The sequence below is a fragment of the Streptomyces sp. NPDC107562 genome (genome assembly GCF_055657325.1).
The window spans coordinates 394,770-407,543 of the sequence record NZ_JBVKBE010000003.1; the positions used below are offsets into that span (position 1 = coordinate 394,770).

Sequence of the window (12,774 nt, forward strand, 5' to 3'; positions counted from 1 at the left end):
TGCTGCCTCGATTCTCCTCAACACGGCGCAGGGGCGCCGCTGATCCAGGAGGCGCATCATGGGGCACAGCCACGGGCCCGGGCATCACCACCACGGACACGACCACGACCACGGCCACGAGCACGCGGCTCTGCCGGCCGCGTTCGACACCTCCGTGCCCGACGACGCACTGACCCCCGAGCAGAGCTCCCGCCGCTCGCTGCTGCGCCGCGCGGGACTGCTGGGCGCGGGCCTGGCCGCCGGCAGCGTGCTGTCGGGCGCCGCCGCCGCGACGGGCGCCGCGCCCGCGGCCGCCGCCCCCGGCAACCGCCACGGCAAGGGCTTCCTGTGGCTCGCCGGTGACCACCACATCCACACCCAGTACAGCAGCGACGGCAAGTACCGTGTCGTGGACCAGGTCCGCCAGGGCGCCAAGCACGGCATGGACTGGCTGGTCATCACCGACCACGGCAGCGCCACCCACGCCAAGATCGGTGTCGAGAAGGTCAACCCCGACATCCAGCAGGCCCGCGCCGCCTACGAGGACACCCTCGTCTTCCAGGGCCTGGAGTGGAACATCCCGGCCGCCGAGCACGGCACGGTCTTCGTCCACCCCGGCCGCAACGAGGTCTCCGTCCTCAAGCAGTTCGAGACCGACTACGACGGCAGCGTCAAGAACGCCTCCGGCAACTCGCCCGCCAACGAGGCGCTGGCCGTCGCGGGCCTCGCCTTCCTCTCCGACCAGGTCAAGCGGCGCAAGGTCCAGGACGCGCTGATGCTCGCCAACCACCCGGCACGGCGCGGTGTCGACTCCCCGCACGAGATCCGCGCCTGGCGCGACGCGAGCCCGGCGAGCCACCAGATCGCCGTCGGCTTCGAGGGCGCCCCCGGCCACCAGGCCGCCGGCCTCCCCGCGCCGCTCGGCATGGGCCGGGCCCGTGGCATCTACGACAACAACCCGAGCGCCGACTCCTTCGCGGGCTACCCGCTGGAGAGCTACCGCACCTGGGGCGGCTTCGACTGGATGACCGCCACCGTCGGCGGACTGTGGGACAGCCTGCTCGCCGAGGGCAAGCCCTGGTGGATCACCGCCAACTCCGACTCCCACCAGGTCTACGCCGACACCGCGGCGCGCGGCGGCGGCGACTTCAACGCCAACGGCCGCTACGACGACCCGGTCTACGCCGGGAAGATCGACGTCAGCCAGGGCGACTACTGGCCCGGCTACTACAGCCGCACCCACGTCGGCGCCGACGGCTTCTCCTACGCCGCCGTCATGGACGGCATCCGCGCGGGCCGCATCTGGGTCGACCACGGCCAGCTGATCAGCGGTCTCGACGTCCGGGTCTCCGGCGGCAGCCGCTGGGCCACCCTCGGCGGCGCCCTGCACGTGCGCAAGGGCACGAAGGTCACGCTCACCGTGGACGTGGCACTCGCCGGCGGCCCCAACTGGGCGGGCTTCCTCCCGAGTCTGGCCCGCGTCGACGTCATCCAGGGCGACGTGACCGGCGAGGTCTCCGACAAGGACACCTTCACCGCGCCCACCGCCAAGGTCGTCAAGTCGTACGAGGTCAACAGGTCCAGCGGCACCGTCCGCCTCACCTACGACCTCGGCCGGGTCGACCGCCCCGTCTACGTCCGGCTGCGCGGCACCGACGGCAACCGTGGCGCCGTCGGCGCGAGGGGCGCGGCCGTGGACCCGGCGGGTCCGGCGCTCGACGTCGTCGGTGACGCCGACCCGTGGCTGGACCTGTGGTTCTACTCCAACCCGGTGTGGGTCCTGCCCTCGTGACCCCGTACGTCCTCACCGTCGACGCGGGTCTGAGGGACCTGCGCGGGGCCGACCACCTCCTCCAGGCGCTGGCGGCCGAACTCGACCTCCCCGAGGGCACGTTCGGCTGCACGCACCTCGTCAGGGACGAGCGGCCCCGGGTCGCGCTGTCCCTCGCGGTGGAGTCGGGGAAGGCCCTGCTGTCGGCCCGCCGACAGCTGACGGAGGCGGGCTACGAGGTGTCCGAGGGCGCGCCCGACGAGGTGGGCCGCGCCGTGCTCTACCCGGGCGCGGCCGGCCTCACCGGCACGGTGTCGGTCGCGGAGCTGCTGTCCCGCTCCGCGATCGCCCGTGTCACCGTGCTCGGCACGACGGAGCCGCCGTCCGCGCAGACCGCCGTCGTCACCCGGGACCACGTACGCCCGCAGTGGCTGGACGGTGAGCTGGTGCTCGCCGTCCAGCCCGCGGCAGGGGGGACGCTCACGCCCTTCGAGGTGCCGGACCCGACCCCCTGCTGCGCCGACCACTGAAAGCCGGCCGCGGCGCGGCCCTCAGCCCGTCTCCGTGAAGACGAAGGCGAACGTGCTGGGGACCGCGTGCAGCTGGTACCGGGGCAGGACGCCGGGTCCGCAGGACTGGGAGCCGATGCCCATCTGGCCGTGGTCCAGGTTGACCCACACCGTCCCGCCCGGCGTGAGATCCGTCAGGTGCCTGGCCGCGTCCAGCTCCTCGGTGCTCCAGCGCCGGGCGGTGAACCAGAACGCGGGCTCGCCCTCGATGCGCAGACCGCCCAGTTCCGCCCAGCGGACGTCGGCGCGGGCGCCGTTCTCCTGCGGGCGGACGTAGGGGGTCTGCAGCGCGTCGACCGTCGCGTGCCAGCGGCCCAGCATCGAGGCCGATCCGGTGTCGGGGTACGCCTCGCCGGGGCCGCCGCCGAACCATGTGACGTGGTCCGCCGAGGCCAGGCCGAGGCGGACACCGAGCCGCGGCAGCGGCAGCCGCCAGTCGCCCTCCGGCGTCACCGAGACCGACAGCCGCAACCGGGTGCCGTCGGCCGTCCAGCGGTACACCGTCCGCAGGGCGACCTCCGCCGCCGCGGGCGCCACCCGGGTCCGTACCGTCAACGCGTCCCGCTCCCACTCGACGCCGTCCAGCCGGTGCCGCATCCGGTGCAGGCCGAGCTTTCGCCACAGCGGCCCGTACCGGGCGTCGGGCTGCCAGGGGGCGCCCTCGTCGTTGTCGGTGGGGGCGCGCCAGACGTCGAGGCGCGGTGATGTCACCTCGACGCCACCGATGCTCCTCAGCGCGCCCGTGCGGGCGTCGAAGACGCCCGGTCCGAGGCGGACGAGCGGCCCCTCGGCGACGGGCGCGGCGCCGGCCCGCAGGGCGGCGTTCTCCCGCTTCCTGAGCGGCAGCTGGGCCCAGGCGACCACATGGCCACGCTCGGCCCACGGCGTGTCGCGCGCGAGCAGCGCCCGTACCGTCCACTGCGTCTCCGCGCCGGCGGGAGCCTCGGGCGGCGCCGGGAGCTTCACGTCGGCCGACTCGCCCGGGGTGAGCGGCGGGACGGACAGCGGGCCGGAGTCCACCGTCTCGCCCTCCACCTGCCAGGACCACTCGAAGGCGAGCGCGGACAGGTCGGCGAAGTCGTGGGCGTTGGTGACCCGCACCGCGCCGGTCGGGCCGTCCCCCTCGATCCGGACCGGCTCGATGACCTTCTTGAAGTCGGACAGGCCCGGCGACGGCGTCCGGTCCGGGAAGACCAGCCCGTCGCACACGAAGTTGCCGTCGTGCAGTTCCTCGCCGAAGTCACCGCCGTAGGCGAAGCCCAGCTCGGGGTGGGCCACGCCGTGGTCGATCCACTCCCACACGAAGCCGCCCTGGAGCCGCTCGTAGGACGCGAAGATCCGCTGGTAGTCCGCGAGTCCGCCGGGGCCGTTGCCCATCGCGTGGCCGTACTCGCACAGGATGAACGGCAGCCGGCGGCGCTTGTGCGTACCGCCGTCCAGGCGGCGGCCGATCTTCTCGACCTCGGCGTGGCGGGCGTACATCCGTGAGTACATGTCGGTGTCACGGCAGTCGACGTCGCCCTCGTAGTGCACGAGGCGGGAGCCGTCGCGGGCGTGGATCCACTCGGCCATGGCGGTCAGCCCGCGTCCGGTGCCGGCCTCGTTGCCGAGGGACCAGACGAGGACCGACGGGTGGTTCTTGTCCCGCTCGACCATCCGGGCCGCCCGGTCGAGCAGGGCGGGGGTCCAGCGGTCGTCGTCGACGGGGTTGTCGCGCCAGGACTGCTCGGTGAATCCGTGGGTTTCCAGGTCGCACTCGTCCATCACCCACAGGCCGTACTCGTCGCACAGGTCGAGGAAGGCGGGGTGCGGCGGGTAGTGGGAGGTGCGGACCGCGTTGACGTTGTGCCGCTTCATCAGCAGCACGTCCGCGCGCATGGTCTCGACGTCGAGGGCCCGCCCGCGCTCGGGGTGCCACTCGTGCCGGTTGACGCCCTTGAAGAGGACCGGGCTTCCGTTGACCTTGATCAGGCCGCCCTCGACCGACACCGTACGGAACCCGATCCGCAGCCGGACCCGCTCGCCCCCGGTCGCCAGCACGCCGTCGTACAGACGCGGGGTCTCCGCCGTCCAGGGCTCCACGGCGACCGTGACCGGCTCGCCGGCGGCGACGTCGACGGACAGTTCCGCGACGGTGACCCGGCCGGGCACGTCGGAGTCGACGCGCAGGGTGCCCTCGCCGGTGACGTGGTCGTAGGAGGCGTGCACGAAGACGTCGCGCGCGGCGTGCTCCGGGCGGTGCAGCAGGGTGACGTCGCGGAAGATGCCCGGCAGCCACCACTGGTCCTGGTCCTCCAGGTACGAGCCCGCCGACCACTGGTGGACCCGTACCGCGAGCACGTTGCCGGCCGGCTCCAGCAGCCCCCCGACCTCGAACTCGTGGGGCAGGCGGGATCCCTTGAACTCGCCGAGCTCCGTGCCGTTCAGCCAGACCCGCGCACAGGACTCGACACCGTCGAAGCGCAGGACCGCCCCGCCGGTCCGCGGCCAGTCCCCGGGGAGGTCGAAGTGGCGCAGGTGGTCGCCGGTGGGGTTCTCGGTGGGGACGCGCGGCGGGTCCACCGGGAAGGGGTAGAGGTGGTTGGTGTAGACGGGGGCCCCGTGGCCCTGGAGGACCCAGTGGCCGGGGACGGCGATCTCCGCCCAGCCCGTGGCGTCGTACCCGGGCCCGGCGAAGGACTCGTCCTCGGTGTCGGCGCCCGGCGACAGACGGAAGCGCCAGTCGCCGTTGAGGGAGACGGAGGCCGCGTCGGAGGCGTACCGGGCACGTGGCGGGAGACTCCCGCGACCCGGTGCGACGTCCTCGACGTAGCCGACGGCAGGTGTGGTGGTGCGCAGGGACATCGGTCTCCTAGGTCAGCCCGTGATGCCGTACTTCGAGTGGGGCACCCTCAGCTCCTTCCCCGCGACGCTCAGGTCCCGGGGGCCGTCCACCCGACCGGGTGACGGGGCCGCCGCGCGGTCCGTGCCGTTCCCCTCGGGGTGCCCGCGGACCGCAGGGCGCCCTCCAGCGCGAACGTCGCCGCGCCGAGGGAGACCGGGTCGGTGGTGACGGGGGAGAGGACGATCTCGGTGGCGTCCAGGGGGCGCCGCAGAGCGTGCCGGGACACGGCCGCGCGCACCTCGGTCAGCAGGGGCTCGCCGAGACTCGCCGCGACCCAGCTGCTGAGCACGACCACCTCCGGATTGAGGAGGTTGACCAGGTCCGCGACACCGGCGGCGAGATAACGGGCGGTGGTACGGACGACGCCGAGGGCGACCGGGTCCTGCGCGGCGGCCGCGCGGGCGAGCGCGGCCACGGTGGCGGTCTGGTCCCCGGGGTGCAGCAGCGGGCTGTGCGGGCTCAGCTCCCGCAGGTGCTGCATGATGCCGGGAGCGCCCACATAGGCCTCCACGCAGCCGTGGTTGCCGCAGTGGCACGGCCGGCCGTCCAGCACGAGGGTGGTGTGGCCCCACTCGCCGGCGCTGTTGCTGACACCGCGGTGCAGCCCGCCGCCGAGGATCAGCCCGGCGCCCACCCCGGTCCCGAGATTGACCACCACCGCGTCACCGCGCCCCCGCGCCGCCCCGAACCACGACTCGGCCACCGCGCAGGCCCGCAGCGGGTTGTCCAGGTGCAGCGGGTAGGAGAGGTGTGCGGCGAGCAGGCCGAGCAGGGGGACGTCGTGCCAGCCCCAGTTGGGCGCGTACTCGGCGACGCCCGTGTCGCGGTCCACCTGCCCCGGCACGCTCACCCCCACGCCCAGCACCCGCGCGTCCGCGACGCCGGCCCGCGCCACGACCGAGGCGACCGCGGCGGCGACATGGCCGACGACCTGCTCCGGGCGGCTCTCGTCGGGTCGCATGTCCACGTCCGCGCGGGCGAGGACGTTCAGCGAGAGGTCGAACAGCTCGGCGTGGACGTACGTCTCCGCCACGTCCACGCCGATCAGTGCGCCGCCGGAGGCGTCGACGGCCACCAGTCCCCGGGGTCGGCCCCCCGCCGAGTCCTCGAAGCCGACCTCCGTGATCAGGCCGAGGTCGAGCAGTTCGCCGACGAGTGTGGCGACGGTCGCCAGGCTCAGTCCGGTCGCGGCGGCCAACTCCTGCCGTGAGGTGGGAGACTCGGCGATGATCTGGCGCAGCACCTCGTAGCGGTTCGCGGTGCGGATGTCCCGTGAGGTGCCGCGCTTCATCCCGTTGCCCCCGTCCCCTGGGCCGGGCGGCCTCGGCCCCGGCGCGGCGCAAGGCTATGGGCCCCGGAGACTTTCGACAAGGGGTTAGGAAAGGGGGTGGGGAAAGGGGCGTGGGGAAGGGGGCGTGGAAAGGGAGGCGTCAGTCGCCGAGCACCCCTCGCACGAAGGCGTTGCCGAACTTCCCCGCCGGATCCAGATCCGCCACCAGTGACCGGAACCTGGGCAGTGCCGGGAACCGCTCCCGCAGCACCGGCCCCGGCATCGCGAACACCTTGCCCCAGTGCGGCCGGGCGTCGAACTCCTCCAGCGCCGCCTCCACCCGTCGCACCACCGGCAGCACCGCCGCCGTGTCCGCGACCCAGGTGAAGTGCACGGCCACGCTGTCCCGTCCGTACGCGGGACTCAGCCACTGCTCGTCGGCGGCCACGGTGCGCACCTCGCAGGTCTGCAGGACGGGCGCGACGGTGCCGCGGATCGCGTCGAGGGCACGCAGGGCACCGGCCGCGTGGGCCCGCGGCATCAGATACTCCGACTGCAGCTCCGCGCCGCTGCTCGGCGTGAACTCCGCCCGGAAGTGCGGCAGTCGCTCGTGCCACGGCCCCGGCACACCGAACTGCTCGGTGCAGTTGACCGCGGGCATCCCGGGCACCGGGTGCAGTGCCCGGGTCGCGGGCGCCGCCCAGGGGAAACCGGGCAGCGGCCGGTCGGTGCGGCGCTTGACCCACACCTGCCGGAAGCCGGGCGCGCGCCAGTCGGTGAACAGGCTGACGCTGTACGCCACCGCCATGACCGTGTCGAAGTCCCAGCCCTGGAGCGGCAGTTCGGTGAACAGGTGCTGCTCGACCTCGAAGGCCGGCTCCAGGTCGAGGGTGAGCGCGGTGACCACGCCGAGCGCGCCGAGCGAGGTCACCGCGCCCGCGAACCGCTCCTCGCCCCGGCCGATCCGGACCGTCCCGCCGTCGCCCGTGACGAGCTCGACCTCGCGCACCGCGGCCGCCAGCGGGGCGTTGCCCACACCCGAGCCGTGCGTGCCGGTCGCCACCGAACCGGCGACCGAGATGTGCGGCAACGACGCCATGTTGGCGAGCGCGAGGCCGTGCGCGTGGACCCGGCGGGCCAGTTCGGCGTACCGGACGCCGCCCGAGACCCGTACCGTGCGGGCCGTCGTGTCGACCTCGATCGCGGGCGGCAGCGCGTCCAGGGCGAGCAGGACGCCCTCGGGTCCCGGGTCGGCGATGTCGTTGAACGAGTGGCCGCTGCCGAGCACCCGCACCCGCGTGCCGCCCGCGACGAGCGCGCGCAGGGCGTCCGGTGTGGGCGGCCGGTGCAGCTCCCCGGCGCTGTACGTGATGTTGCCCGCCCAGTTGGTCACGGTCCCGGTCATGCGGTCGCCCTCTTCCCGACGAATTCCCGACGACACGTGTCGACGTCGGGGATCAGCAAACCACCCGTGCCCGGCGGCACGGCGCGGGGGCCGGTCGGGGCCGTGGCGCGGCGGTGGCGGTGACGAAGCGGGTCAAAAGCGAAGGCCGTGCCACCGTATGCTGTCCGCCGGGCGGTGTCCGTTTCGTTCGCCTTCCGGCGCTCGCGCCGGACCCGGCTGCACGGCCCCGAAGGCAGGGGGCATACCGTGAGGAGTCGAACACCGCAGCAGGCCGTCGCAGGGAGGAGTCACGGGATGAGCAGCCGCACCGCGCTCGTCGAGGATCTGATGGAGCGCTTCCCGCACGTGCCGCGGGAAGCCGTCTTCAAGGAGGACCTGCTCCGGGGCGGTGTCGCCTTCGATCCTTCCGCGCTCAGCGACAACGAGGGCGGCGAGGTCAAGCCGAAGTCGTACTTCATCTTCTCCTTCGACCACGGCACCCTGCCGGAGCTGGGTGAGGCGGCGCTGCGCCGTCCGCCGGAGGAGATCATCCTCACCGGAGGCCCCTACGACCTGCGCCGGACCGTGGTGTCGGTGCGGGTGAACCCGGCCTCGCCCTACCGCGTCGCCGCCGGCGAGGACGGAGTGCTCGGCCTCTACCTCGACGGGAAGCGCATCGCCGACGTCGGGGTGCCGCCGATGCCGGAGTACTACCGGCACACGCTCTCCAACGGGAAGTCCGTCATGGAGGTGGCCCCGACCATCCAGTGGGGTTACCTCATCTACCTGACCGTCTTCCGGGTCTGCCAGTACTTCGGCGCCAAGGAGGAGTGCCAGTACTGCGACATCAATCACAACTGGCGCCAGCACAAGGCCGCCGGCCGGCCGTACACCGGGGTCAAGGACGTCGAGGAGGTCCTGGAGGCCCTGGAGATCATCGACCGGTACGACACGGCGAAGGCGTCCACGGCCTATACGCTCACCGGCGGTGCCATCACCAAGACCGTCTCCGGACGGGACGAGGCCGACTTCTACGGCCACTACGCCAAGGCCATCGAGGACCGCTTCCCGGGCCGCTGGATCGGCAAGGTGGTGGCCCAGGCGCTGCCGCGCGACGACGTCCAGCGCTTCAAGGACTACGGCGTGCAGATCTACCACCCGAACTACGAGGTGTGGGACGAGTACCTGTTCAAGATGTACTGCCCGGGCAAGGAGCGCTATGTCGGCCGGGACGTGTGGCACAAGCGGATCCTGGACTCGGCCGAGGTGTTCGGGGCGCGCAATGTGATCCCCAACTTCGTCGCGGGCGTGGAGATGGCCGAGCCGTTCGGCTTCAAGACCGTCGACGAGGCGATCGCCTCCACCACCGAGGGCCTGCGCTTCTTCATGTCGCACGGCATCACGCCCCGGTTCACCACCTGGTGCCCCGAGCCCACCACCCCGCTCGGCAAGGCCAACCCGCAGGGCGCCCCGCTGGAGTACCACATCCGGCTGCTGGAGGCCTACCGCGCGACCATGGACGACTTCGGTCTGTCCTCCCCGCCCGGCTACGGCCCGCCCGGACCCGGCAACGCGGTCTTCTCCGTCAGCTCCTTCATGGACAGCCTCCCGGCCCGGGAGGAGCCACAGGAGCCGCGGACGGCACCGGAGACCTCCGCGACGGCCACGCCGTAGGGCGGTACGGACCGCACCCTTTCACGAGGGCCCGATCGCGCGTCGCCGCGATCGGGCCCTCGCGGCGTTTTGAATACCCCGCTTGTCAGTTGTGTCGGAAGCGTGAAAGGCTCTTGCCCTGCCCGAGGTTGCCCCACAACTCCCCTTGTCCACAGGGTGAGTTGACCTCGCACGATGCAGGAGACCCATGCCCGACCTGCCGACCCCTCAGGACGCCTCCGAGGCGGCGCTGTTCTCCGAGTGCTGGGACACGGTGCTGTCGTACGCCGACCTGTGCACGGCCGGGTCCGCGGCCGCGACCGCCCTCGCCCGGGAGGCGTTCGCGCGCGGGATACGCGAGGTCCGCACCGCCGAGTCCGGAACGGACCGCAACACCGGCCGTCGCCCGCCCCGGCAACCTCGGCTGCCCCGAATAGCCCTGCTCCTGACGGCCGTTCGCGCCACGGCGGCCGACTGGGAGGCGCAGGGTCAGGGTCACCGGCTCGACCCCGAGCTGCGTCTGTGGCTCAACTCCGAGGGCGCCGCCCGCCACACCGGCCCTCCGCTGCGCCGCCCGCTCGCGCTGCGCGTCCTGCGCGACATGCAGGGTCCCGACGCCGAACTGCTCTGGCTCGTCGAGGTCGAGGCCCTGCCGCTGCCCGCGGTCGCCCGCCGCCTCGGCCTCGACCCGAGCGGCGTCGCCGGTGAACTCACCGAGGTGCGCCGCCTGTTCCGCGACCGCTGCCTGCGCAACCATCTCGACGCACCGATGGACCCGCAGTGCCGCAGCTACGCCCGGCTCCTGGACGGCGTCACCCGCTCACCGCTCTCCGACACCCCCGACGACCTCTCCCGGCACCTCGCCCGCTGTGTGCAGTGCGCCGAGGCCGCCGCCTGTCTGCGCCTGCACGGCGGCGGCCTGCCGGGCGCCCTGGCCGGCGGTGTGATCGGCTGGGGCGGCCTCGCGTACCTGGAACGACGCCGCCGCGCCGCCGAGGTACGGCTGGGGGCCGGCCGTCCCGGCGCCGTCGACCCCGACGACGCGGCGGCCTCGGCCGCGGCCGACAAGGCGCGCGTGCTGCGCGGCGGCCTGATCGTGGCCGCCGTGCTGGTCTCCCTGCTGGCTCTCGCCGTCACCCTGATGCCGCGGGGCGACAGCGACGACGGCGGCGCCGCGCCCATCGACACCACCGACCGCCAGCCGGTGGCCGGCCCCGGCCTCTCCCTGCCGGCCGTGACCCGCGCCCCCTCGAAGAAGGCCTCCCCCTCGCCGAAGCCGTCGGCCGGGAAGACGTCCGCCTCGCCGTCCGCGCACCGGGCCCCCGACCCGGAACCCCAGGGCTCGACGGCGAGCCCCTCGGCGCGGACCGACCCGCCGGGCGCGGGCCCCCGGCCGGCCTGCCACGTGGCCTACGACCTCGTCGGGCAGTGGACCGACGGCTTCCAGGCGGCCGTCACCGTCACCACCGAGCGCCCCCTGACCGACTGGCGGGTCGTCTGGACCTTCCGGGACGGCCAGCGGGTCGGCCAGATGTGGGACGCGGACGTCCGCCAGGACGGCTCCCGCGTCACCGCCACCGCCGCCGACTACAACCGGACCGTCGCCGCCGACGGCAGCCTCGCCTTCGGCTTCCTCGGCTCCTGGCACGGCAGGAACTCGCCGGCCCACGACTTCACGCTGAACGGCCGCGTGTGCACGGGGGCCTGAAGGGCCGGGTCGGGAAAACGCGTTGACGGGCCACCGAGGCGCCCGGTTAGAGTGAGGGCGCAACCGGCGGTGGCCCCGTGCCGCCGCCCTACGACCGAGTGTGTTCGAGGAGGTGCAGACCCGATGACTGTCGCCGTGCTGTGCGCTGCGCGCACCCCGAAGCTCATCAAGTCCACCTCCGTGGCCACCGGCTGACACACTCCACGTTCTCGCGACGTTCTTGCGCGCCGTCCGCGCGCCCGCCGGGGCCCCCTTGTGAAGGGTCACCCTGTTGTCTTCCACCTCTGTTTCCGACGCGCTCGCCCCCTACGGCTGGGACGACGCGTGGGCGGACGAGTTCACCCCGTACGACGCCGAAGGACTGCTGCCCGGGCGGGTGATCCGGGTCGACCGCGGCCAGTGCGACGTGGTCACCGCCGCCGGCGTGCTGCGGGCCGACACCGCCTTCGTCACGCCCCACGACCCGCTGCGGGTCGTGTGCACCGGCGACTGGGTCGCCCTCGAACCCGGGGGCAACCCCCGCTACGTACGCACGTATCTGCCGCGGCGTACCGCGTTCGTGCGCTCCACCTCGTCCAAGCGGTCCGAGGGACAGATCCTCGCCGCCAACGTCGACCACGCGATCGTCGCCGTGTCGCTGGCCGTCGAACTCGACCTCGGGCGCATCGAGCGCTTCCTCGCGCTTGCCTGGGAGTCCGGGGCGCAGCCGGTGGTCGTCCTGACCAAGGCCGACCTGGTGCCGGACGCGGCCACGCTCTCGTACCTCGTGCAGGACGTGGAGACCACGGCGCCGGGCGTGCCCGTGCTGGCGGTGAGCGCCGTCGGCGGGGACGGCCTGGACGTGCTCGCCGCCGTCGTCGCCGGGGGGACGTCCGTCCTGCTCGGGCAGTCCGGCGCGGGCAAGTCGACCCTCGCCAACGCGCTGCTCGGGCAGGACGTGATGGAGGTGCAGACCACCCGGGACGTCGACGGCAAGGGGCGACACACGACCACCACGCGCAACCTGCTGCCGCTGCCCGGCGGCGGTGTCCTGATCGACACACCGGGCCTGCGTGGCGTCGGGCTCTGGGACGCCGGCACCGGGGTCGGGCAGGTGTTCGCCGAGATCGAGGAACTGGCGGCCGACTGCCGGTTCCACGACTGCGCCCATGAGTCGGAGCCGGGCTGCGCGGTGCTGGCCGCGATCGACTCGGGCGAACTGCCGGTACGGCGGCTGGAGAGCTATCGCAAGCTGCTCCGGGAGAACCAGTGGATCGTGGCCAAGACCGACGCCCGGCTCCGGGCCGAGATCCGCAAGGACTGGAAGCGCAAGGGCGCCGAGGGCCGGGCCGCGATGGAGGCCAAGCGGGGCCGCCAGCGATAGGGCCTGTCTGACAGTTCCCGTCTGCCGGACGGCGCCGTGCACGCACTCTCGCCGCACCGGGGGTCGGGGCCCTGCGCTCCACCAGCCTTCGGCCGGGGAGACCCCCGGAGCACGCACCTGACGCCGTCCGGCCGCCCTCCGGGCGACGACGCGAATTGTCAGACAGGCCCAGGACGTGACCGGGGCGGACGCG

At 73.4% G+C, this 12,774-nt stretch carries 8 protein-coding genes; 5 read left to right on the forward strand and 3 right to left on the reverse strand.

Going from position 1 to position 12,774, the window contains the following annotated elements; translation table 11 throughout:
* Window positions 1-58: 58 nt before the first annotated feature.
* Together ACZ7LV_RS12020 and ACZ7LV_RS12025 are read left to right on the forward strand one after the other, a co-directional pair.
* Complete coding sequence (locus ACZ7LV_RS12020) at window positions 59-1,771, forward strand: PHP domain-containing protein (protein WP_471938361.1); 1,713 nt, start codon at window positions 59-61, stop codon at window positions 1,769-1,771.
* Window positions 1,768-2,280 carry a hypothetical protein gene (locus ACZ7LV_RS12025; RefSeq protein WP_471938363.1) on the forward strand — a complete coding sequence of 171 codons (513 nt, stop codon included), beginning with the start codon at window positions 1,768-1,770 and terminating at the stop codon, window positions 2,278-2,280. Before ACZ7LV_RS12020 ends, ACZ7LV_RS12025 begins: the two co-directional genes overlap by 4 nt.
* 21 nt (window positions 2,281-2,301) lie before the next feature.
* On the opposite strand, the gene ACZ7LV_RS12030 is transcribed toward ACZ7LV_RS12025, so the two are convergent.
* The 3 genes from ACZ7LV_RS12030 to ACZ7LV_RS12040 all read right to left on the reverse strand — a co-directional run bounded on the left by ACZ7LV_RS12030 (window position 2,302) and on the right by ACZ7LV_RS12040 (window position 7,878).
* Window positions 2,302-5,163 (reverse strand): glycoside hydrolase family 2 TIM barrel-domain containing protein, encoded by a 2,862-nt coding sequence (locus ACZ7LV_RS12030; RefSeq protein WP_471938365.1) that lies wholly within the window; start codon window positions 5,161-5,163, stop codon window positions 2,302-2,304.
* A gap of 68 nt (window positions 5,164-5,231) precedes the next feature.
* Window positions 5,232-6,494 carry an ROK family transcriptional regulator gene (locus ACZ7LV_RS12035; protein WP_471938367.1) on the reverse strand — a complete coding sequence of 421 codons (1,263 nt, stop codon included), beginning with the start codon at window positions 6,492-6,494 and terminating at the stop codon, window positions 5,232-5,234.
* A gap of 139 nt (window positions 6,495-6,633) precedes the next feature.
* On the reverse strand, window positions 6,634-7,878 hold the full coding sequence (locus ACZ7LV_RS12040; protein ID WP_471938369.1) for an FAD-binding protein: 1,245 nt from the start codon (window positions 7,876-7,878) through the stop codon (window positions 6,634-6,636).
* 294 nt (window positions 7,879-8,172) lie between these two features.
* Here ACZ7LV_RS12040 and ACZ7LV_RS12045 point away from each other — a divergent pair, with 294 nt between their 5' ends.
* From ACZ7LV_RS12045 to rsgA, 3 genes are all read left to right on the forward strand, one after another.
* Window positions 8,173-9,531, forward strand: a complete 1,359-nt coding sequence (locus tag ACZ7LV_RS12045) for a radical SAM protein (protein WP_471938371.1) — start codon at window positions 8,173-8,175, stop codon at window positions 9,529-9,531.
* A gap of 187 nt (window positions 9,532-9,718) precedes the next feature.
* Window positions 9,719-11,218, forward strand: a complete 1,500-nt coding sequence (locus ACZ7LV_RS12050) for a cellulose binding domain-containing protein (protein WP_471938373.1) — start codon at window positions 9,719-9,721, stop codon at window positions 11,216-11,218.
* Window positions 11,219-11,489: 271 nt separating this feature from the next.
* A complete protein-coding gene (rsgA, locus tag ACZ7LV_RS12055; RefSeq protein ID WP_471938375.1) occupies window positions 11,490-12,581 on the forward strand; it encodes a ribosome small subunit-dependent GTPase A in 1,092 nt (363 codons plus the stop codon).
* Window positions 12,582-12,774: the final 193 nt, after the last annotated feature.